The sequence below is a fragment of the Actinomycetospora sp. 2LY8.5 genome, from assembly GCF_057180585.1.
In genome coordinates this window covers 27,541-49,463 of the sequence record NZ_JBXUHE010000029.1, presented here as the reverse complement: position 1 = coordinate 49,463, position 21,923 = coordinate 27,541, and the positions used below count along the sequence as shown (strand labels likewise).

20 protein-coding genes are annotated in these 21,923 nt (G+C 67.5%); 9 read left to right on the top strand and 11 right to left on the bottom strand.

Annotation, left to right across the window (positions count from 1 at the left end; genetic code table 11):
- Nucleotides 1-150 precede the first annotated feature (150 nt).
- Nucleotides 151-1,578, bottom strand: coding sequence for a wax ester/triacylglycerol synthase domain-containing protein (locus AC2A1K_RS25110; RefSeq protein ID WP_483899070.1), 1,428 nt, complete (start codon nucleotides 1,576-1,578; stop codon nucleotides 151-153).
- Nucleotides 1,575-2,657, bottom strand: a complete 1,083-nt coding sequence (locus tag AC2A1K_RS25105) for an alpha/beta fold hydrolase (RefSeq protein ID WP_483899069.1) — start codon at nucleotides 2,655-2,657, stop codon at nucleotides 1,575-1,577. The genes AC2A1K_RS25110 and AC2A1K_RS25105 overlap by 4 nt, the downstream gene beginning before the upstream one ends.
- 338 nt (nucleotides 2,658-2,995) lie before the next feature.
- On the opposite strand from AC2A1K_RS25105, the gene AC2A1K_RS25100 reads away from it, so the two are divergent.
- From AC2A1K_RS25100 to AC2A1K_RS25090, 3 genes are all read left to right on the top strand, one after another.
- Nucleotides 2,996-4,738 (top strand): AMP-dependent synthetase/ligase, encoded by a 1,743-nt coding sequence (locus AC2A1K_RS25100; RefSeq protein ID WP_483899068.1) that lies wholly within the window; start codon nucleotides 2,996-2,998, stop codon nucleotides 4,736-4,738.
- A gap of 93 nt (nucleotides 4,739-4,831) precedes the next feature.
- Nucleotides 4,832-5,980 (top strand): acyl-CoA dehydrogenase family protein, encoded by a 1,149-nt coding sequence (locus AC2A1K_RS25095; RefSeq protein ID WP_483899067.1) that lies wholly within the window; start codon nucleotides 4,832-4,834, stop codon nucleotides 5,978-5,980.
- Nucleotides 5,981-6,257: 277 nt separating this feature from the next.
- On the top strand, nucleotides 6,258-8,069 hold the full coding sequence (locus AC2A1K_RS25090) for an AMP-dependent synthetase/ligase (protein ID WP_483899066.1): 1,812 nt from the start codon (nucleotides 6,258-6,260) through the stop codon (nucleotides 8,067-8,069).
- Between the two features lie 539 nt (nucleotides 8,070-8,608).
- On the opposite strand, the gene AC2A1K_RS25085 is transcribed toward AC2A1K_RS25090, so the two are convergent.
- Nucleotides 8,609-10,102: a carotenoid oxygenase family protein gene (locus AC2A1K_RS25085; protein WP_483899065.1), complete on the bottom strand. Its 1,494-nt coding sequence runs from the start codon at nucleotides 10,100-10,102 to the stop codon at nucleotides 8,609-8,611.
- 503 nt (nucleotides 10,103-10,605) lie between these two features.
- On the opposite strand from AC2A1K_RS25085, the gene AC2A1K_RS25080 reads away from it, so the two are divergent.
- From AC2A1K_RS25080 to AC2A1K_RS25055, 6 genes are all read left to right on the top strand, one after another.
- On the top strand, nucleotides 10,606-11,013 hold the full coding sequence (locus AC2A1K_RS25080) for a nuclear transport factor 2 family protein (RefSeq protein ID WP_483899064.1): 408 nt from the start codon (nucleotides 10,606-10,608) through the stop codon (nucleotides 11,011-11,013).
- 193 nt (nucleotides 11,014-11,206) lie between these two features.
- Complete coding sequence (locus AC2A1K_RS25075; RefSeq protein WP_483899063.1) at nucleotides 11,207-11,848, top strand: TetR/AcrR family transcriptional regulator; 642 nt, start codon at nucleotides 11,207-11,209, stop codon at nucleotides 11,846-11,848.
- Between the two features lie 40 nt (nucleotides 11,849-11,888).
- The gene (locus AC2A1K_RS25070) at nucleotides 11,889-12,695 is read left to right on the top strand and encodes a PaaI family thioesterase (RefSeq protein ID WP_483899062.1); all 807 of its coding nucleotides are present in this window, start codon (nucleotides 11,889-11,891) and stop codon (nucleotides 12,693-12,695) included.
- Nucleotides 12,696-12,859: 164 nt separating this feature from the next.
- The gene (locus tag AC2A1K_RS25065; protein ID WP_483899061.1) at nucleotides 12,860-13,111 is read left to right on the top strand and encodes a hypothetical protein; all 252 of its coding nucleotides are present in this window, start codon (nucleotides 12,860-12,862) and stop codon (nucleotides 13,109-13,111) included.
- 605 nt (nucleotides 13,112-13,716) lie between these two features.
- Nucleotides 13,717-13,887: a hypothetical protein gene (locus AC2A1K_RS25060; protein WP_483899060.1), complete on the top strand. Its 171-nt coding sequence runs from the start codon at nucleotides 13,717-13,719 to the stop codon at nucleotides 13,885-13,887.
- A 129-nt stretch (nucleotides 13,888-14,016) separates the two neighbouring features.
- Nucleotides 14,017-14,445: a hypothetical protein gene (locus tag AC2A1K_RS25055; RefSeq protein WP_483899059.1), complete on the top strand. Its 429-nt coding sequence runs from the start codon at nucleotides 14,017-14,019 to the stop codon at nucleotides 14,443-14,445.
- Nucleotides 14,446-14,613: 168 nt separating this feature from the next.
- On the opposite strand, the gene AC2A1K_RS25050 is transcribed toward AC2A1K_RS25055, so the two are convergent.
- The 8 genes from AC2A1K_RS25050 to AC2A1K_RS25015 all read right to left on the bottom strand — a co-directional run bounded on the left by AC2A1K_RS25050 (nucleotide 14,614) and on the right by AC2A1K_RS25015 (nucleotide 21,779).
- Entirely contained in the window at nucleotides 14,614-15,045 is a 432-nt protein-coding gene (locus AC2A1K_RS25050; protein ID WP_483899058.1) for a hypothetical protein, read from the bottom strand.
- 392 nt (nucleotides 15,046-15,437) lie between these two features.
- Nucleotides 15,438-15,599 (bottom strand): hypothetical protein, encoded by a 162-nt coding sequence (locus tag AC2A1K_RS25045; protein WP_483899057.1) that lies wholly within the window; start codon nucleotides 15,597-15,599, stop codon nucleotides 15,438-15,440.
- A gap of 280 nt (nucleotides 15,600-15,879) precedes the next feature.
- Nucleotides 15,880-16,545 (bottom strand): hypothetical protein, encoded by a 666-nt coding sequence (locus tag AC2A1K_RS25040; RefSeq protein ID WP_483899056.1) that lies wholly within the window; start codon nucleotides 16,543-16,545, stop codon nucleotides 15,880-15,882.
- Between the two features lie 474 nt (nucleotides 16,546-17,019).
- Complete coding sequence (locus AC2A1K_RS25035; RefSeq protein ID WP_483899055.1) at nucleotides 17,020-17,262, bottom strand: hypothetical protein; 243 nt, start codon at nucleotides 17,260-17,262, stop codon at nucleotides 17,020-17,022.
- A 220-nt stretch (nucleotides 17,263-17,482) separates the two neighbouring features.
- Entirely contained in the window at nucleotides 17,483-18,604 is a 1,122-nt protein-coding gene (locus AC2A1K_RS25030; RefSeq protein WP_483899054.1) for an NDMA-dependent alcohol dehydrogenase, read from the bottom strand.
- 99 nt (nucleotides 18,605-18,703) lie between these two features.
- Nucleotides 18,704-19,147 (bottom strand): SRPBCC family protein, encoded by a 444-nt coding sequence (locus tag AC2A1K_RS25025; protein WP_483899053.1) that lies wholly within the window; start codon nucleotides 19,145-19,147, stop codon nucleotides 18,704-18,706.
- 26 nt (nucleotides 19,148-19,173) lie between these two features.
- Nucleotides 19,174-20,832, bottom strand: a complete 1,659-nt coding sequence (locus tag AC2A1K_RS25020) for a flavin-containing monooxygenase (RefSeq protein WP_483899052.1) — start codon at nucleotides 20,830-20,832, stop codon at nucleotides 19,174-19,176.
- Nucleotides 20,829-21,779, bottom strand: a complete 951-nt coding sequence (locus AC2A1K_RS25015) for an alpha/beta hydrolase (RefSeq protein WP_483899051.1) — start codon at nucleotides 21,777-21,779, stop codon at nucleotides 20,829-20,831. The genes AC2A1K_RS25020 and AC2A1K_RS25015 overlap by 4 nt, the downstream gene beginning before the upstream one ends.
- Nucleotides 21,780-21,923: the final 144 nt, after the last annotated feature.

Below are 21,923 nucleotides of genomic sequence, written 5' to 3'. Positions count from 1 at the left end.
GCAACCTGTTCTTCGAGTGGCGAGACGACGCCCGGGCGACCGCTGCGGTGCGCCGGATGTCTGCGGTGCGCGCGAGACGAGCGGTCGACCAGACCCTATTCTCGGACGCTGAGGTTCACAATACTGTCCGTTCCTGCGTAGTGAGCCGACCTAGCTGGTGGTGGACAGTGCCAAGATCTCGTCCAGTGATCTCTGCATGCTCTCGACCAGCAGGTCCCGTTCGGTGTAGACGGAAGCATCGAGGTTGAGGGCGATGCACGCGGTGTCCACATGGGTGCACAGCGAGGCGCACATCGTCGTCCCCGGCAGCGGCCCGAAGACCCACATGCGTTCGAACTGTGCGCCCGCGATGTAGACGGGCTCCGGCACGCCGAGCCACGAACTCGTCGTCAGGGCAGCGCTGGTCGTCATCGCGCCCAGCGTGGCGGTGACGATGCCTCCGGGAACGAGATTCAACGCGGGAGTCAGTGCGCTCATGAAGTCCAGCGCGGGTTCCCCGCGGACCTGCTCCACCCGTTCGCGCATGGTGTGGATGCGCTGAGCCGGGTCGGCCACGCTCGACGGCGCGGAATAGAACGCGGCGGTGAACCGGCTCCCACCCATCGGGTCGTCCGCGTTCCGCACCGAGACGGGCATTGAGATCGGCACGTCGTCGATCTCGATCGCCTGCCCCAGGTGGTAGTAGCGGAGACCGCCGAGGATCGCGCACACGAAGGCGTCGTTCACCGTGCCGCCGACCGTCTTGGCTGCCTTCTTCAGGTCCGCGATCGGGCACTCGAACGCTTCGAACCGCCAGTTCCGACGGTCGCCCCCATCGGCGAGGATCGGGCTCGCGGTGGGTGGAGGAGGGGACACCACCCGCACCAGCGACCGGACGTACTCAGCGACCGAGCCCGGGTGGCGCAACGCCTCCGACGTCCTCGCTGATGCGTGTCGCAGGGCCTCGGGAAGGGCTGTCACCTGGTTCCTGAGTCCGCGCAGGGCGGCGGTGGTCTCCGTGTAGCTGTCACGAGGGAAGACCTCCGGCCAGGGCTTGTCGCTCTGGTGCTCGCGGGTCCGGCTCAAGAGGCGACCGAGGAGCTGGGTCGCGCCGGCACCGTCCATCAGCACGTGGTGGGCCTGGAGCAGGTAAGCCGCCCGGCCCTCGGGTAGACCCTCGACGAGCACTCCCCGCCACGGGGGACGACGGCGGTCCAAGGGCACGACCGCCAGGTTCTGTGCCATCTCGAGCATCTGATCGAAGGTGCCCGGCTCGGGGAGAGAGACCCGTCGTAGATGGTGAGCGAGGTCGAACGCGTGATCGGGTGACCAGACGGGGGGACCCGTCGGAAGGAGTGGCTCGACGACGCGATCACCGAAGCGGGGGACCATTCTGAGGGCCCATTCGTGCGCCGCCCAGAGTCGAGCCCAGTCCGGAGCCTTGTCGAGAACCATCACGACGACGCCGGCCCAGGAGTCCGACGGAGGGCGCTCGGTGCGCCACATCATCGCGTCGAGCGGGTTGAGCTCGGTCTCAGCTCCCCAGGCCGAGAGCTCCGACCACGCCTCCTGGGCGTCCTCGTCGTGTCGATCGTTCACGCGATCTCCTGATGCTGCCCGTGGAGCGAATCCGCGTGCGACCGCTCCGTCCGTCGTGTCGGCGGCTCGGAGCCCGCGAGCCGGGTCCAGACCTGGCCCGCACCACGCGACATCGCCCGACGCAGCGCGAAGAGAAGGCCGTGGTGGGCTCGGGGGTACCAGGACACCGGACGGTTTCGGTCGGAGCTCCTGGGGCCCACGGCTCCGTCGTTCGACGGTCCGGTGTCCTCGAGGTCGGCAACGAAGTCCAGCACTTCGTCGTTGAACGCATCAGGCCACTCGAACATCGCGCAGTGCCCGACGTCGTCGAGCACGGCCAAGCGAGCGTCCGGCAGCGAGCGTCGCATGGCGTGCGCGGTGCTCAGAGGAACCAGACGATCGTTTCGTCCCCAGATCATGGCGATCGGGCATGTGACCCGAACCGGCGCTCGTCGGCGCACGACTTCACTCGCGGAGCTGATGGCCGCCGCGAATCCGGGGGCATGCATGGCCGGAACGACCTCGCGCGCCAGCTCGGGTCGCAGCGACGCCGGGCGAACCACCGCCCCGCGCAGGAAGAGCCACCTCAAGGGCGCGTTGTTCGCAACGATGTCGAGGAGCGGAGTACGTCCGACGACCGCGTCGAAGATTCCGAAGCCCACACCTATCATCGCGAGTCGTGTGGGGCTGATGGCCCTGCTGCCGGCCGAGACCAGGACGAGGCCGCGACTGAGCTCCGGGCGCTGCTCGGCGAACATGGTGGCCACGAGGCCACCGAGCGAATGGCCCACCACCACAACGGGGCCGGTGTCCCGTCGTTCGACGAGCTCCGCGAGGACCGCCACATAGTCCTCGGCGGCTCCGCCGGGCGGAAGGGACTCGGACCGGCCGAAGCCAGGCAGGTCGACCGCGATCACGCGGTGCTCCCGGCTGAGGGCCGGGATGTTCTCCCACCACGTCTGCCAGGACCCGCCCAGGCCATGCACGAGCAGGATCGCCGGCCCGGCGCCCGTGTCGAGAAACCGCACCCTGCGCCCGCCGACGAGCGCATCGTGGACCTGCCCCGTCCACTCGACGCCAGCTCCGTCGCCAGCGATCATCGACTCCCCTTCCTCGCGCGGCGCGCTGCCGCGGTCGACGGGTCGAGCAGTTGGCAGTGGACGACCGTTTATTGAAACTAGTAGTGTCAAATACTACGGTCCGCTCAGACCTGCTGTCAACGCGCCTCCGTCGCACGTCATTGATGTGAACGATCGCTCTGTCGAGGAGTTGTCGCCGATCGCTGCGTGCCCCCGTTCGTGGGCGGGATGCGCCTTCCGGCCCGTGCGCGGGTCGGTGAGGGTGTGGCCGGGGCGCCCTTCCACCGGAACGGAGTGACATGGCGGCTCCAGGCCACTCGAGCCCGAGGTTCCCGCTGGACATCACCACGCTGAGGACGTTGGTCGCGACGTTCCGATGGAACGTGCGACGCGTGCCCGAGCGGGTTGCGCTGCGGACGCGCTCCGGAGAGCCGGAGCTGACCTGGGCGGCGCTCGCCGAGCGGGTGCACAGAGCGGCAGCCGGACTGCACGCGCTAGGTCTGAGGGCGGGGGACCGGCTCGCCATCATGACGACGAACTCGACCGAGTTCTTCATCGTCGACCTCGCCGCGATCCATCTCGGTGTCGTACCGACCTCGATCTACAACACCCTCCCGGCGGACGAGATCGCGTGGATCCTGGCCGATGCCGGCGCGGAGGTGGCCGTCGCGGAGCCGGTCTTCCTCGACGTACTCGTGGCGGCCCGCGCCGAAGCCCCTGGGCTGCGCACCTTGGTGTCCACGGGGCACGTTCGAGGGCCCGCCGACACGACGCTGGCCGCGGTCGAGGCGCGTGCGGACCCTCGCTTCGATCTGCACGTTCATGCCGAATCGATCGGTCCGGAGCACCCGGTCACGGTGAGCTACACGTCCGGGACAACGGGTCGACCCAAAGGTGTCGTACTGAGCCACCGGGCCGTCCTCGCGTGCCTCGATGCGCTCGACCAGATCGCCGGAACCGTGGACGGAGCGCGCGTCGTGGCGTTCCTGCCCTTCGCGCACATGGGAGGCCGCATCTTCGGCTACTACCCAGCGCTGGCTTACGGCTTCTCCGTCTCCTGCTGCGCCGACGTCAGTGAGGTGCCGCGCTACCTTGTCGACACCCGCCCGCACTATCTGTGCGCGCCTCCTCGGCTGTTCGAGAAGCTCGGGGCCGCGCTCGAGGCCCGGATCGCTCGGCACGATGAGGACGACTGGGGGCGCCGGGTACGGGACGCTCTGGCTCTCGGTCTGGAGATGGTCGACCTCTCGCAGGCGGACGAGCCGATCTCCGAGCGGATGAACCAACGATGGCAACGTGCCCGTGCCGACGTCCTGGCGCCGCTGCTCGCGTCGATCGGTCTCGACAACGTTGCCTTTGCCATGATCGGATCAGCGGCGGTCCCTCCGCATCTCGTGCGCTACTTCCTCGCCCTCGGCTTGCCGATGCTCGAGGCCTGGGGCATGAGTGAGTGCGTCGCTTTCGGGGCGATGAACCGGCCCGGCGACGTGCGGATCGGGACCGTCGGCTACCCCTGCCCGGGCAACGAGATCCAGCTCGCGGACGACGGGGAGATCCTGCTGCGCAGTCCCTGGGTGATGGAGGGCTATCTCAATCGCCCTGAGCTCACCGCAGAGACCCTCGACGCCGACGGCTGGTTGCACACCGGTGACGTGGGCGCGTTCGAGTCCGACGGTCGCCTGCGGATCGTGGATCGCAAGAAGGAGCTGATCATCAATGCCTTCGGCAAGAACATGTCGCCCGCCAACATCGAGTTCAAGCTCAAGGAGGCCGACCCGATCATCGCCCAGGCCTGTGTGGTGGGTGATGGACGGCGATTCAACGTCGCCCTGATCGTGATCGACCCGGAGGTCGCTGCCGCCGTCGCCGGCGAGTCGAGCGCGCCGGACGAGCTCGCGGCAAGTCCGGCGGTGCTCGACGCGGTCCGGCGGGCGGTCGATCTGGCCAATGCTCGGCTGGCCCGGGTGGAGACGGTCAAGCGGCACCAGGTCCTCGTGGACCAGTGGCATCCGGGAGGCCCGGCGCTGAGTCCGAGCATGAAGCTTCGGCGCAAGGCCATCGCCGAGCTCTATGCCGATGAGATCGAGCATCTCTACGGCTGACGCCCCTCGTCGGCGCCGGAGATTGACGGCCCGAGGAGCCAGCCTCCATAGTATTTGAGACAGTCTCTCCCATAAATACGGAGGTCTCGCTTCATGGAGCTCAGCACAGAGCAACGTGAGCTCGTCGCGGCCCTGCGGGACTTCAGTCGGCGTGAGGTCGGCACTCGCGAACAGCGCGAGGAGCTCACCGACGGCGGCCGAGAGGTCCACAGTCCGAAGCTGTACGCCCGACTCGCAGAAGCCGGATACGCGGGCATCGGGATCCCTGAGGAGTACGGAGGCAGTGGCGGCGGCATCGTCGAGCAGACCCTGCTCTTCGAGGAGCTCTGGTACGGCCTGGCTCCGGTGCACGGCGCGGGCACATCCCACACGGTCGCGGGCATCTACGAGCGCAGCGGGTCGGAACAGCAGAAGTCGACCCGGCTCGCCGCGATCGCCTCCGGGTCAGTCATGTCGATCAGCATCTCGGAGCCGCAGGCCGGCTCTGACGCCGCCAACATCGCCTGTCGCGCTCAGCCGACCGACAACGGATGGGTGCTCAACGGTCAGAAGACCTGGTGCTCGGACGCCCAGTTCGCCGACCGGATCCTGCTGGTGGCGCGGACCGAGCGGGTCGAGGGCAAGCCACACGCCGGTCTGACGATGTTCGACGTCCCCGCCGACGCCGCCGGCCTGGCCATCCACCCCATCAGCACCATGGGCGGCCGGGAGGTCAACGATCTCTACCTCGCAGACGTCGAGCTCGGCGAGGACGCCGTGGTCGGTGAGCCGGGCCGCGCATGGGCGCAGCTCATGGCAGGCCTCAACCGCGAGCGCATCGTCGCGGCCGCGCAGGGCATGGGCATGGCGAGGCGGACCTTCGACGACCTTCTGGGTTATCTGACCGAGCGCGAGCAGTTCGGCAAGCCGATCGGCACGTTTCAGGCCGTCCGACACCGTATCGCCGATCTCGCGATCGAGATCGAAGCAGCCCGTGCACTGACCTACGACACGGTGCGACGGATCGATGCTGCTGTCGACGACCCCCAGGAACTGGTCCGACGTACTTCGATGGCGAAGGTGAAGATGACCGAGGTCGCGAAGGCGACGGCCTTGGAGGGGGTCCAGCTCATGGGCGGCTACGGCTACGCCACCGAGTACGGCATGGAGCATCACCTGCGCCTCGCCATCCCGCCGACCATCTACGCGGGCACCAACGAGATCCAGCGCGAGATCATTTCTTCGACCTATGGCCTCCGCTGACTGGCATCGTCGACCAGATCGCCGGCTGTGTGGTCTGGCGCACCGGACGGCGGCGCAGTATTCTGAACCTCAGCGTCTCAGATACCGGAACAGTTCCGCGACGACGGTGTCGAGAGTCGTTCGACGATCCCGCCGGAGCCCGGCACCGGGAACGTCACGCACGAGGAGAGCCACCGGCTCGATCTGAGTTCGAGGAACGCCGCGGAACGCCACCGATCCGCGGCTCGACCGCAGCTCTCCGACTCACGACAATGGCACTCCGACCGACGAGGATCGTATGAGCATCGCCGCCCGCACCCTGACGGAAGAAGCCAGCGGAACTCCGCTCGAGGCGGGCACGGTCTGCGAGGCCTTCCAACGAACCGTCGCGCGATTTCCGGAGAGGATCGCACTCCGCACCCGCGGAGGGGAGGTCTCCTACACGTGGAGCGAGTTGAACGCCCGGATGCGGGAGATTGCCGGCGGATTCGCCGCGCTCGGGGTCGCCCACGGCGACACGGTCGCCATGTTGCTGCCGAACATTCCTGATCTCCACCTCGCCGACTTCGCGCTGGTTCACCTGGGCGCAGTGCCTTTCACGATCTTCAACTCGTCGTCGGCAGAGCAGATCGCCCACCAGATCGACAACGCCGACGCCCGCATCATCGTCACCCAGACGACGTTCACCGCGACCGTCGAGACGGCGGTGGAGGGGCGCAACGTGCAGATCGTCGTCGTCGACGACGAGTCCGGGCACAAGACGCTCGCCGAGGTCCTGAGCGAGGCCGACCCCGGATTCGACCTCGATTCGCGCTGGCGTGCCGTCACCGCCGACGATCTCGTGACCATGATCTACACCTCCGGGACGACCGGCCCCCCGAAGGGCGCACAGTGGTCGCACCGCACGGTGATGTCCGCACAGCGTGCCCTCGACGCCGCTCTGCCGATGCCCACCGAGAACATCGTGTCCTTCCTCCCGATGGCTCATGCCGGCGGGCGCATCACCTCGCACTACATGGCGCTCGGTTATGGAGCGACGATCACGACGTGCTCGGACATGAGGGAGGTGCCCGCCCACGTCGGGGAAGTGCACCCGGACGCGTTCTTCTCCGTCCCGAGGTTGTGGGAGAAGTTCCAGGTCGCGATCGAGGGCTTGATCGACGAGGCCGACCGAGCCGCTGGGTCGTCCTCCCTGCGCGACGCGCTGGAGACGAACCTCCACAAGGTCGCGGCGGAAGACGCCAGCAGCGACGTCCGTCGCTCTGACGCAGATCGGCTCGCCGAGACCTTCGACGCCAATCTCAGCTTGTTGCGGCCACTTGTGGCGCGCCTCGGCCTCGACCGCATCAAGGCGGCCTTCGTGGGGGGAGCCCCGTGCGCCGGCGAGGTCATCCGGTTCTTCCGAGCGGTCGGCGTGCCCCTCCTCGAGGCCTATGGCTCCACCGAGTGCTCATTGAACATCTTCAACCGCGTCGAGCACTTCAAGTCGGGAACAGCCGGACGACCCCTGCCGGGTGTCGAGGTGAGGCTGCTGGACGACGGCGAGCTGCTGTGTCGGGCCGATCTGAACATGGTCGGCTATCGCAAGGAGCCCGAGAAGACCGCGGCCGCGCTCGATGACGACGGGTGGCTGCACACCGGCGACATCGCGACCATCGACGACGACGGCTACGTGTCGATCGTCGACCGGAAGAAGGAGCTGATGATCAGCTCCGCCGGCAAGAACATGTCGCCGGCCAACATCGAGTCGGCTATCAAAGGCGAGAGCTCGCTCATCGGCCAAATCGTGGCCATCGGCGACGGGCGCAAGTACAATGCAGCTCTCATCGTACTCGATCCCGAGGCGGCACCGCAGTACGCGCGTCGCCTCGGAGTGCCCGAGGCCGGGTTCGACGAGCTGGCCGTTCACCCGGCGATCCTCGACGAGATTGACCGTGCTGTCGATCGGGGCAATCAGCGCCTCAACAACTCGGAACGCGTCAAGAAGTTCCGCGTCCTTCCCACGGTCTGGGTTCCTGACAGCGACGAATTGACGCCGACGGCGAAGTTGAAGCGCCGGCCGATCATGCAGAAGTATCAGGACGAGATCAAGGAACTATACTCGGACTGACCCGTCCCGCGATTCATCCACCGCTGTCTGGGCCCAGGTGCGGTCGCGCCGTGGAGCGAGATGGACTGTTCGACCTGTGCGCCCCACTCCGCTTATCGTGCGTTCATCTCTCACGGGCATGCGCGCCGCCCGTTGTCCGGGACGTATCGCCCCTCGGCCCCGGCGCCGAGGAGGCGCGCACGTCGGCCCTGTGGCCGACGGCTCGCTCTTGCGCGAGGTGAGTGCCGGGCGGAGCCGCAGGCAAGGCAGCCTGTGCATCGGCCACCCGCCCGTGAGCGGCTCGCGAGGCGCGGCGCGACTGTGAGCCGGGTTGTCGGGGTCGTCGATCCGATCGGACCGGCCTCCGCCACCCTTGCCAGTGGTCGGTCCGTCGAACGTTCTGCACTCTGCGCGAGTCCGGAGCGGGCACGGCAGCGGTGCATCGACTCGTCGTTCCTCCCGGCCGCGGACGCAACCCTGTCGGTGTACGGGCCCAGAGTCACGACCGCCGCCGGACGCGCGTGGGCGGGTCCGGCGGCGGGGCCGTTCGTGCGATCAGATCAGCGAAAGTCCATCCAGTGGCCGTGGGGAGTCCAGCCCAAGGCGAACGGAAGATCAATTCGGCAGATCGGGCCTTGCGTGATGTCGTGCGTGTCGAAGATCTGGAACTCGCCACGCTTCTCGGACCACCACGAGACCGGGACGATGATGTAACCGTCCCCCTCCGGCGAATCCTTGTGACGCGGCGCGAACGTCGCCTCGAGAACCGCCGCCGGCTGGTCGGTACGGATGACGTACTCAGTGTCGATCAGCGACTTCATATCGGTGACCACCAGGCTGTTCATGGACATACCGCCGCGCTTCACGACGCCGCCCACTTGATATCCCCAGCGGTACCCCTTGCCGTAGAACCGCTCGTCGACCTTGGGGAGCTCCGAGGGCCGGTCCGACAGCTGCTCGGTCTTGGACGCACCCGTCGTGAGGTCGATCGTCCAGCGGCCAAGATGGCTCTTCGCGATCGAGAAGAAGAGTGCGACGTCGTCACCCTCAGCGAAGTCCTGCTCGAAGGGGAACGGAGGCCGATTGAAGATCGGCGCATCGAGCGTCAGGGTGTCGCCGTCAACATTTGCCGACATCGTGTGCATGACGTACTCGGCAGGGATGTCGGTCTCGATGTACCGAACCGGCTTCTCGACGTCGTCACGGGGGATGAGGGCGAGCACGATCGGCAGATCGGGCTCCCATCCGAAGACTCCCAGACCTTTGTCGATACGGTCCTGGCTGGTGACGAACGGCTGGAACGGCATGACGATCCATTCCGGGGTCAGCCAGACGTCATGCGCGTTGGAGTTGTACGGTGCATCGATCTCGCGCGACACGACCCCGCCGTCGGGGTAGACGGTGTGCATCGTGACGTAGGGCGGGGTGTCCTTGTAGGCCCAGCCATAGAGGGTCCCGGTCTCGTGGTCCCACTTCGGATGAGCCGTGAACGCGGCGTCCCCGAAGCACGCCTTCTCGTGCATGCCGGACGAGAGCTGCGTCGACCAGGGCACGACCCCGGTGGTCTCGAGCGAAATCGGATCGATGCCGATCGGGGGCCCGCCCTGCTCGCCCGCGGCGACGATCTGGCCCGCGAACGGGAACGTGTTCACGTTGTTCGTGCCCTGAGGTACACCGGTTGTGTAGCAGTTGCGGTTCTTGACCCGCCCCCACCCGAAGTCGCGCCAATCCCCGAAGTCGCCATCGGTCAGCTCGAACATCGCGCGGCCGTGCTTCTCCTCGAGCACGTACTTCGGTGTGCGAATCCAGCGGTTCTTGAAGTCGGCGCGGCCGTTCTCGAAGACCAGGCCCTGCACCATGCCGTCCATGCCGAGAACCGGCTCGGTGCCCTGGAGCCGTGGACGCTTCCAGGTCGGGCCGTTGCGGTAGAAGCCGCCCGCCAGGCCCTGCGGAATCTCTCCTTCGCTGACGATGCACTCGTCGACCGTGGCCTCGAAGCGCATCGGCTGGAACGGCCCCTTGAAGGCGGTGCCAGTCGGAAGCGGGTAACCCATTCACTCCTCCTGCAGGGTCCTCGGGAGGCCCGGCGGCGGTGCCCGCGCCGTGGTGCCCGAGCGGTCGTCCGATGCTAGGGAAAACTGATAGTCACTGTCAACTTGACGGTAGATGCTGTGGAACGATCGTTCACGCAAGGTCGAGCGTAGCGCGCCTTGTTCGAGGTAGAGGGGAGGTCGGCTGGACGCCTGGATCGACGTCTCAGCAGGTCAGCCTGCATGGAGGCTGCCGCGAGGAGCCTGGAGCCGCGCAGATCAGGCGCGCCCGGGTGTAATGTGCGTCATGTCGACTCCGCACCGCTCGTTCACACGTAGCGACGGCGGTTGAGCCGGCCATGCTCGGTCGCCCGAGCGCGCAGTACTTGTTGGTCCACGTTCCCTGCGTTAGCGTGCGGCCCGACCCGGTTCGGGACGACCTGCGGTTCCGTCACGGCCGTCGATCGTCCCTCCCAGAGGTTCTGACGATCCCGGGTCCCGTTCTCAGATTCCTTGGAGGAGCACCCATGGCGACGCCGACGTCGACGCGCAAGGAGCTCGCCGTCACCGTGCTGACGGCCATGATGGACCTCGAGCGCGTGGATGAGTTCCTGTCGTACCTCGCTCCGGACGCAACCTGGTCGATCCCCGGGACATGGAAGCGGATATCGGGCACCAAGGACCGGCAGGAGATCGAGGACTTCGTCCGGATCGTGATGCCGGCCGGGTTCCCCCACGGCGTCGGCCTCGAGCTCGCTCGCGTCCATGAGGACGGCGACACCGTGCTCGTCGAACTGACAGCGCGAGCGACCACCTCGAAGGACCGCCCGTACGAGAACACGTACTGCTTCGCGCTGGACTTCGCCGGCGAGCAGGTCGTGGGGATCCGCGAGTACATGGACACTCTCTACGCGGACCGGGTCCTGCACCAGTGATCGGCACGAACCGGGTCCCGGTGCTCCAGGTCACCACGGCCTGACGCTGAGTCCTCGCTGACCGCTGTCCCCGCCAGGCGTCTTCTTCACGCGTTACGGCACGACGTCGGCACGTATGCTGTGGGGCGTTCCGTCGATCGTGAGGGTTGGGCGGAACCGGAGGGATCGCGACAGCACGAGAGGACGAAGACGCTTGTCCGACGCCCAGGTCCAGGGGGAGACCGCGCGTCCTCGGGGTCGGCCCCGGCTCGCCATCGACTACGACGCTGTCGCGGACGCTGTCGCCGAGCTCTTCGAGGAGGGCGGCTACGACGCCCTGTCGGTGGCAGACACCGCCGCGAAGCTGAACGTCTCCCGGTCGACGCTCTACCGGACGGTGTCGACCAAGAGCGAGCTGCTGGCCATTCTCTTCGACCGCAGCACGAGGCGGATCACGGAACAGGCGCGTGCTCTGACGGAGCGGCACCAGGACGATCCGGCGGAGCTCTTTCGACAGGCCGTCCGGTTGCAGATCGATATCGCCGTGCGCATGCACCGGTACCTGCCGGTGTTCTTCGGTGGGGGAGACCTGCCGGACGACGTGTACAAGCAATGGCGGCCCTTCAGTCGCGACTTCGAGCAGCTCTGGGTGGACGTGGTGCGAGCCGCGATCGATGCGGGGGTGCTGGAGCCTTCCGACCCGGTCCTCACGTCCAGGCTGGTGAACGGAATGTGCATCTGGGTGGCGTACTGGTACAGACCGGACGGGCCTTACGATGCGGACGAGATCGCCGACGTGGCGATCGCGCTGATCCACACGAGATCCGGACGCGGAGACGGGTCGACGCCGAAGTAGGGGGTCTCGATCGGCTCTCGTGTCGTGAGGGGAAGCATTGATGCTGCCGATCGACCTGATTCGAGGGATGACGGAGGGGTCGACCCCGCTACCGCCGGTGGGATTCACCTTCGGCCTCCGTCCGTTCGACGTCGGCGACGGCACCGTCGGCGCAACGATGCCGGTGCACCGCGCCGGACCCCTGGACGGGGCCTCGGTGCTCGCGGACTTCGTGCTCGGCGCAGCGATCATGACGGTCCTCCCTGCCGACCACCGGATCAGGACGCTTCGCCTCCAGGCCTCGTCTGGCGCTGCTGACGCGCGGGGGGAGTTCCTCCACGCCACAGCAGCCGTGGAGTTCCCCTCCGGGGAGACGACCGTGAGTTCGGGGGCTCTGCACGACGAGTTCGGTACGCGGGTCGCCTCCGTCTCCTGTCGATGCGCTGTACGCCGGCGGCGCCAGGGCGGACACGGAGGTGCAGCCAAGGCCGAGCGCATGCCCACCCCGCCGTCGTCAGATCCCTTCGCGGCTCTTCACGTCCGACCTGTGACCCATGACCGTCTCGACGTGACCGCCGCGCCCGAGCTCGCCAACGCGGGGGGCACCCTCCAAGGTGGTGTGGTGATGGCGTTGGTGAGCGCCGCGGCATCGTTGGCCGCTGAGGGTTCCTCGACCGACATCATCGCCACTGACGTCGACGTGGCGTTCCTTCGTGGGTTGCCGGCGGTCGGCTCGACGATCACCGCCCGAACCGTTGTGGAGCATCGTGCCCCGCATCTCGTCGTGCTCCGCGTGACCGTCACCGGCGCGAAGGGTGATGCGGCGGCCCTTGGCCTGGTGACTCTGGCAAGGTCCACCGCGCAGTAGACGGCGCCTCGGCACGTGACGAGAAACGAACGTTCACGGTGGTCGGCCGGAGGCGTCACCCACCGGGATCCCGGTCGTTGTACGAGCATCGGAGTCCCCTGGTCGTCGGCCGACCTAACGGTGCGGCGCCCCCGCTCTCACGGCTCCCGACGAGGAGGTCGTCCATGTTCTCGAATTCGCGTGGCGTGATCGCGCGGCGAGCCCGCACAGTCGCGGTGACCGTCGGCGCGTCCGCGCTCTTCCTCGGTCTAGGTGTCGGCGCAGCGAACGCCGACCCGGCGACGCTCGGTGGCCAGCCGACACCTCCGATCACACCTCCCGCGGACCCTGATGTGGCAGGTCTCCTGATCACCTATGGACAGCAGTCCGTTCAGGGCGTCGTCGAAGAAGTGGGCATCATCGCTCAGCAGTACTGATTCCTTGTCGCGGTCGAGTGCTGGGTACTGGCCCCGTGAACCGCGCGTTCTCCCGCCAACAGGCCGGATCGAGGCACCGAGACGCTGCCCCGGGCCCATCGTGCCGAGGGCAGACTCAAGATGCGAACACGCACACGACCGGCGAAAACGACGGCGTGCCGAATCATCTGCGGGCTGCCGTCGACCCCCGCGCAGGTGACGTTGCGTTCAACAACGGTATCTTCGGCAACCAGGTCGATGCCCGTAGTGAGGTGGGTCATGACGGGGCCGGCAGCGGGTCCGCCGGCGGAGTACGCGATCCCGATCGACACGACGCGAGTGGTTCGTGACACGGAGGACCGCCTTGAGCGCCGCCGGTCCGCGACGTCGTCATCGGGACGGGTCCGAGCCTCGAGGCATTCCTGGCAGCAATCCGCGACCTCGCGTTGGGGAGCCCGAGGCGGCTGGCGCGGACTCCGACGATGCGCTATGTTCAGCGGGAACGATCGTTCACATGGCGGTTATCGTGGCGCGCGTGACGCGGTGGGTCCCGCCTCTGGACGTGAGCGTTCGGAGGGGTTGTTGTCCCCTGATGGCTCCCGGTGAGGTGGGCAATGAGAGCTTGGGTGAGCATCAAGGCAGGCTCGGGCGAGCAGATCGTGTCCGTTCAGGTCGACGGCGACGATCCCTTCGCGCTGATGGCGGTGGGCGACCACAGCGTGGCGCTGACGCGTGACGAGTGCCGGCGCCTTGGTGACGCGCTGCGTGCGGCGTCTCGGAAGCCGACTCCTCTTTGAGTCGATCGACCAGCCACGTCGCTCGATGCTCGCAACATCACGCAGAAGTTCGATGACCCGCAACGGGTCGGGCTGCGAGCACAGCCCGTTGGGGCCGTCGGCCGGCGGTCGCGTGGAGGAGGCAGCTCGATGGATCGTCATCTTCACGAATGGGGAGAGCCACCGTCCGAGGTCGGTCTCGGATCGCTCACGGTGACCATCGGCCGTAGCGACCTTCGGCAGCTGTCGTATCGGCTCGACGGACATCTGCTCGTCGCCGCAGCCAGTCGTCAGATCGCCGAGCTCACGGGTGGGAGAGCTGTGACCTACGAAGTTCTCCACCCGCACTTCGTGCCTCCCTCCGACCCCGCTCAGCTCTACGTCGCCCTTGCCGACACGGTCTACGCGCGCTGGGTGAATCTCCGGGAGCGGCCCGTCCACGGGGAGGGTGAGCCGAGGATCTGGGAACAGGCGCAGACCCTCGTGTCGCTGATCGGCTCGGAGAGGGAAGCCAGCTTGGTGGCAGAATTCCTCGAGGTCCCACTCGTCCTGTCGCACCGGTCGAGCGCCCGCCGTTAGCGGGGAGTGCGCGCGAGGCAGCTGCCCTCACGCCGTCGGGAGACGCCGTGAGGCTGCTCAAGAGCTGGTGGGATGCAATGGCGGAGAATCGAATCCACGAACTGGCCCGAGCCGCGGGAAGCACGGTCGGTGGTCGCGTGCGAGGAGCGCGACCTGCTGCTCGCCGCGCTACGCATCGGGCAGCTGGACGTCCACGGCGACACCCATCTGGCGAGCTCGCAGCTCATTCGGCGGCTCCTCGGTCGTGGCTGCACGATGGACGCGGTCGTCGAGGTCGTGACGAGCTGGGAAGACGGGCGCGATCACACCGCGGTTCTCGGGCTCGAGCGGGCCGTGTCCGAATTGTTCCTCCGAGAACCCGCTCAGACGGTCACGCGCGCAGACCTCGGCGGGCTCGTCGCCGGCGCCGACGGCGACCCACCCGACTCCGAGGAGCTGGTCGAGACCGCCATCGAGATCGGACTCGCGCAGCGGCGACACCCCATGGAAGAAAGCCGCCCGGTAGTCACGGAGGCAGCGCACGCGGCCCTCGACCAGCACCTCGACCAGCACCCCGATGCTGCTCTCGATGACTACGCCAGATGTCTGACACAGCATCACGCCGCGACAGAGTCCGGACGGGGACGACCCGTGGCGGCTCGCCGCGAATCAGGATAGGCGTCGCGACCGGGGGCCGCTGTCGGCGCACCGACCGGCGTCCCTCAGGCGCCGCGAAGCAAGGTGCGCCGCACGGTGAGAAAGGGTGCGCACGGAGACGACGCAACACGCGATGGCGTAGTAAGCAGGAGCCACAGGGTCGCCGGTGCTCTGGTCGCGCCACGGCGCGATAAGAGCTGCGGTACCTCCGGTGGCCGCCGTGGCGATGTTCAGGCCCAGCGACACCCCCGACAGCCTGACGGCCGGCGGGAACAGGGCGGGCGCCAGCACGCCGTTCGTCACGTGCACCATCGGCGCCCCGATGCCGAACACGAAGTAGGCGAACGCCGCGACGATCAGGACGTGCCCCCGCTCATCAGGGTCAGGGCCGGGACGGCGGTCAACGTGATCAGGAGCAGCCCGAAGAACTGGACACGGAACGCGCCGTAGCGATCGGCCGCTCTCCCGATGCTCGGGGCCGTCACCGTGAAGATGACGATGACGATCGCCGTCGTCACCCGACAGCTCCGGGATCGAACTCCCCGACGCGGACGAGGTGGATAGCGATATCGGTGAGGACCACGAAGCCGACGCCGTTGCGAGCCACACCGAGCCCGACGACCTGGAGGACCTGTCGCCAGTGAGATCGCAGGAGAGTCGTCAGCGGGGCCTTGGTGGCGTCGGTCGCGGAAGCAGCCTCGAACTGCTCGGGTTCATCGATCCGAGTCCGCGGCCACATGCAGACGAGGAGGAGCGGAACACCTAGCGATCCTCGGTCGCTGGGGCTTTGAGAGTTGGTCAGAGTTTCAGGCGGCCGCCGACGGTAGCTGTTCGTGTGCGAGTCGGGCGTCGATGTGCTGGTCGATGGTGGACGGCGGCGCGCAGCGCGGGTGGCGTTGCAGGTGCGCTGGTGACCAGCAGGGGTCTCAAGACGCGGTTGTGGACCTTGGTGTAGAAGATCGCGAAGGCGAGCCCGTCCGGGGTGAGCCGGTAGAGGTTGCGCCCGGGCAGGCGGGTGATCAGGCCGTTGCGGCGCAGTCGGGTCAGGTCGTAGCTGGCGCGGTTCATGCTGTAGGGCGCGGCGAGCAGGCCGGTCATCAAGGCACGGGGGCTCTTGTTGGTGATGTCGGAGACTGCGAGCGCGGTAGTGCACAAGGCGCCGGCCAGGGCTTGGACCCGAGGGTCGCCGAAGCGCAGGGCTGGGGCCCTCCGCCCGTCCACGGTGGTGGTCGGGTGCGCGATCCGCTCATAGGCTGGACTCGCGAGGACACAGCCCTGGCCGACACGTTCAGTCTCGAGCAGGCGACGGTTGACCGCACGGGCCTTGGTCTGCAGTTCGGGCAGGTTGTGCAGGCGGCGCTGGCAGCCCAGGTCGTGGGGGTCGTTGATGACGGTCTCCACGCGCATCGCGGGCCCGTCCTTGAGGTACTGCTTGATCCGGGAGTGGCGGTAGAAGGCGTTCACGGTGACCTCGGTCCGTCGGTGACGATCTTGGTCTTGAACGTGCCGGCGGCCTTGCGGCCCCGGGTCTGGTCGCGTCTGAAGATGAGCTCGACCTGCTCGGGGTGACCGATGTCGAGGTTGTCGGCGAGGTGCGATGGTCTGGGCCCGCCGGATCGGCACCGAGCGGGTGAAGGCGGCCTCGAGCTCGGCCAGCGAGGCGAGGCTCCGGCCGGCCAGGACGTGGTCGCGGATGATGGCGACCTGCCGCTCCACCCGGCGACCTGGGCCTGTGCCCCGGCGACGGTCTCGAAGCGGCGATGCAGCGCCGGCGCCCGCCCATCCGGGTCGGCCTCGAGCTCGAGGCGCCGACGGGCGTCACGGACGTAGTTCTTGACCCGCGTACGGCGGGAGGATCCCCATCATGAGGCTCGCCCATCATCCACATCGAGAGGAGCAGGGCCCTTTTCCGACCGTGTCGGTCACCGAAACGCCCGATCACCAGTCCGCCGATCGGGCGGACCAGATACGCGGAAGCGAACACGGCAAGGGTGGCCAGCAACGCGTCTGGTCGCCGCCCGGAAAGACGACCGGACTGATCACGACGGCGAGGTAGCCGTAGACGGTGAGGTCGTAGTATTCGACGATCGTGCCGAGGGATGCGGCCACCAGACCACGTCGTTGCCGGGAGCCGTCGGTCGCCGTCGTCGTCGAGGGTTCCTCGGGCAGTTGCTCACTCACGAGGACCTGCCGTCGCGTCGGAGGGCCTGAAACGGTTCGTCATGTACTCCGCTGGAGATCATCTGACCGCGCTGGGATTCGGTGCTCCGCTTCGATTCCCGCGGAGCGGCCGACACCGGCGCACGAGGATGCCGCGCTCGTCGCGCGGCGCCATCGCGCACTCGTGCCGACGGCGACCGCTCGAGAACGCGACCCGCGCCAGGGCGGGCGCAACGCGGCGTCAGTCGTCGAAGACGACGACACCCCGGACGATCTGACCCTCCCTGAGCTCCCGGTACGCCTGATCGACCTGGTCGAGCGTGTACCGCTTCGTGATCATCTCGTCGAGCTTGAGCTGGCCGGCCGCGTACATCCGGGTCAGCAGCGGAATCGTCGTGTAGGGACTACCCATGCCGAACAGGGCGCCCTGCAGGCGCTTCTGGGACATCGTGAACTCGAGCAGGTTGATCGGCACCGACGAGTCCTGGTAGTTCCCGGCGGCCGTGGTCACGACCGTGCCGGCCTTGCGGACGAGACGCAGGGCCTGGTCGACGTGGTCGGGTTGGATGACGCCGACGGTGATCATGATCGAGTCGGGGCCCTGGCCGTTGGTGAACGGCGCCGCGATCTCCGCAGCCTCGGCGAGGGTCTCCACGCTGTGGGTGGCGCCGAAGTCCAGGGCGCTCTTGCGCTTGTACTCATTGGTGTCGACGGCGATCACGTTGGTCGCCCCGGCGTGCACCGCTCCCTGGATGGCCGCGGTCCCGATGCCGCCCGCCCCCATCACGACGACCGTCTGGCCGGGTCGGACCTGGGCGGCGTTCACCGCGGTTCCCCAGCCGGTGCCGATGCCGCACCCGATGAGACAGAGGGGTACCAGCGGCAGGTCCTTGGGCACCTTGACCGCGGAGTTGACGCTGATCGTGGAGTACTCGCTGAAGGTCCCGATGCCGCCGTACTGCCCCACGGGGACGCCGTCGAGGGCGAGGCGGAAGCTGGTCGGGTCGTCGAAGCGCGAGCCGACCATGATGTACTGGCCCAGATCGCAGAGGTTCTGCATGCCGGCCGCGCACCACCGGCAGTGCCCGCACGCCGGCAGGAAGGCGAAGATCAGGTGGTCGCCGACCTCCCAACCCGGTGTGTTGGGCCCGACCTCGACGACGACGCCCGAGCCCTCGTGGCCTCCGACGAAGGGGTAGTGCCCCCATGGGATGTCGCCCTGAGCCGTGTGGTCATCGGAATGGCACAGGCCCGACGCGGAGAGCTTCACGGTCAGCTCCCCCACTCGCGGCGGTTCGAGGTCGAGTTCGGCGGTCTCGTACCGACCGGGACTGGTTCGCAGGATGGATGCACGTGTCTTCATGGATTGTCCTTCGTGGAGGGCCCGAGATGGGCGGTTCTCTGTGGCGCGGAGGTAGCGAGCGTGCGGTGCCCCGTCCCGAGGAGGGGTTCGACGAGGAGGTCAGCGCTCCGGAGCGACCGGAGCGGGTGCCTGTGCCGCCGGGGCGACAAGCGTGCCGAGGGCGGCCAGCGCGGCACGATAGAGCTCGGCGATTCCTTCGGCGAGTGCCGCTTCCTCGTCGGCGTCCGCAGCCTCGAGACTCGCGGTCCAGATGACCTCGGAGCCCTCCGCGTGATCGGCGACGTGAAAGCGGGATTCGTAGAAGGACAACGGCACCGGGCCGGACTCGTAGCGATAGACGTAGAACCGCCCGGCATCATCCTGTTCCAGGATGCGTTCGGTGGCGCTTCCTCCGCCGACGAGCGACGCATGCCGCACGTCGCCTTCCATGTGGGAGCGTTCGATGTTCGGTATCCACTCGGCGACGTTGCCGACGTCACGGGCAACGGCCCACACCGCGCTCGGAGGTGTTCTGATCACCAGTGACTCGCGGATCTGGCGCAATCTTGTTCACTCTCTCCGTCTCGAGGTCACGCGCTCGCGGACCGACTGGTGGCGCGGAACCCCTCGTAATCGTCGTCCGCGACCTTCTGGATGTGAGCGCCGTAGACGTCGAGCCCGCCGATGTAGACCATGAAGACGCGCTTCTTCCCTTCGACGTTCGCTCCCGTGTACCAGGAGGCTGCAGAAGGAAAGAGGGTCATGTCCGCGACCTCGTTCACGTGGGACACCCAGTTGTTCTGCGCCTCACGAGTCGGTTCGAGGGTGGACAGCTCCTGTGAGCGAACGTGGTCGATCGCCCTCGTGATCCACTCGACGTGCTGTTCGATCGACACCGACATGTTGGACAACACGCTCGGGCTCAGCGGGCCGGTCACCGTGAACAAGTTCGGGAAGCCGGCCATGGCCAGTCCGAGATAGTTCTGCGGGCCCTCCGACCACTCGTCCCGCAGGGCGACGCCGCCGCGTCCGCGGATGTCGATCGCGCCGAGGGCCCCCGTCATGGCGTCGAACCCGGTGGCGTAGACGATGGCATCGACCTCGTGCACTTTCTCGGTCGTCTGCACGCCGTTCGTGGTGATTCCGACCAAGGGTGTACTGCGCAGGTCGACGAGATGAACGTGAGGGAGATTGTACGTTTCGTAGTAGTTCGTCTCCAACACGATGCGCTTGGTGTAGATGGGATAGCTGGTCGGGCACAGCGCCTCCGCGACCGCCGGATCGTCGACGCGCTCGCGGATCTTCTCCCGGACGAACTCGGCTGCGGTCTCGTTCGCGTCGGGGTCGGTGATGATGTCGTGGAACTTGGTGATGAGGCCGTTGGTCGCGCCCTCCTGGTATCCACGCTCGAAAGCCTCGGTCCGCTCCGTGGCGTCCACCTCGAGGGCGGACTTGGTCGGGACCGGGGAGGGCAGCCCGAAGTTGGAGTCTCGCTGCGCCGAGCGCCAGGCGCGATAGTTCTCCTTACGCTCGAGGATCTCGCCCTCGTCGAGCGGGCGATTCCAGCAGGGCACGGCGAAGGCCGGCGTGCGTTGGAAGACCGTCAGCTCGCGCGCCTCCCTGGCGATCTCGGGGATGACCTGGATGCCCGAGGAGCCGGTGCCGATCACCGCGACCCGCTGGTCGGTGAAGTCCACGCCGTCCACCGGCCAGCGTGACGTGTGGTGACTGGCCCCGAGGAAGAGATCGGTGCCTGGGATCTCGGGCATCTTGCTCGATGTCAGGCAACCCGTCGCCATGATCACGAACTGGGCCCGGACGCTTTCGCCGGAGTCGGTGGTGATCTGCCAGCGTTCCGATCTCTCATCGAACACGGCCGATACGACCCGGGTGTCGAAAGAGATGTCCTCGCGAAGGGAGAATCGGTCCGCAACGTGTGAGAGGTACCGTTGAATCTCGGGCTGGGCCGGATACTTCTCGGTCCACTCCCATTCCTGTTCGAGCTCGGGGGAGAACGAGTAGCAGTAGGACATGCTCTCGACGTCGCAGCGCGCACCGGGATACCTGTTCCAGTACCACGTGCCGCCGACGTCGCTGCCGGCTTCGAAGAGTCGGACCCGCAGGCCGAGGCGGCGCAACTGGTGGAGTTGGTACAGCCCGCCGAATCCGGCTCCGACCACTACGGCGTCGATCACCTTCGTCTTCCCTCCATCGCGTTGGGGCGTGTGACGGTCGCGGTGGGTGCTCATCGCGTCGATGACGCACTCGATGGGGCCTGGAGCAGTTCGGCGAGCTGGGCGCAAACATATTCGAGAGCGGTGGCGGCACCGGGAAGCACGTTGACCATCCCGAAGAATCCGTGCATCTGACCGGCGAATCGACGACGCCGTGTCGGGACCCCCGCTTCCTCGAGCCGTTCCGCGAACGCTTCGCCCTCGTCGCGGAGAGGATCGTGCTCCGCTGTCACCACGATGGTGGGTGGAAGCCCGGCCAGGTCGCCGGCCGACAGCGGAGTCAGGTCCGGGTGCGCCCGCTCGCTCTGGGTGGGCGCGTAATGGTCCCAGAACCACATCATGGATTCGCGCGTCAGCATGAGCTGGTTGGAGGGGTCGAGGTAGCTGGCTGTCTCGAAGTCCGCGGCCGTCACGGGATAGACGAGCACCTGCGCCGCGAGTCGAGGCCGGCCCCGGTCCCGACACCGCAGCGCGGTCACCGCCGCAAGGTTGCCGCCCGCGCTGTCGCCCGCCACGACGAGCGGGAGGTCGCCGTTCGTGTCCGACGACTCGGCGACCGCGCACAGTGCCGCCCACGCGTCGTCGACGGCCGAGGGATACGGGTGCTCGGGTGCGAGTCGGTAATCGACGAGCTCCACGACGGAGCGAGATTGCTCGGCGAGCTTGCGCGCCAGTGTGTCGAACTCGTCGAGAGTCCCCAGCACCCAACCACCGCCGTGGAAGTAGACGATCGTCGCCTGGATCTCGCCGTGCGGCACGTACCGGCGGATCGCGACGAGATCGCCGCCGGTGGTCGCCACCTCGCGCTGCGACACCGACGCCATGTCCGGACCGGCCCCGAAGAGATCCTTGAGGCCGGCGGTCATGGCTCGCGCCTCGGTGGGGGTCGACTCGTGCATGGGGGTGGCGCCGCTCTGCGCCATCTCGGTCAGGAACCGACTGGTCGCATTGTCGATTGCCATGCGCAGCTCATCTCGGTTGCGGGAACGGGGCCAGATCGGCCGACCCTGCGGGCGCCGGCAGCTCGATGGCCGGGCGAGCCGTGTCTCGGTCGGAACGTCGAGGGCGAACAGCTCTGACATGAGACCCTGCTCACCTGAGGGTTA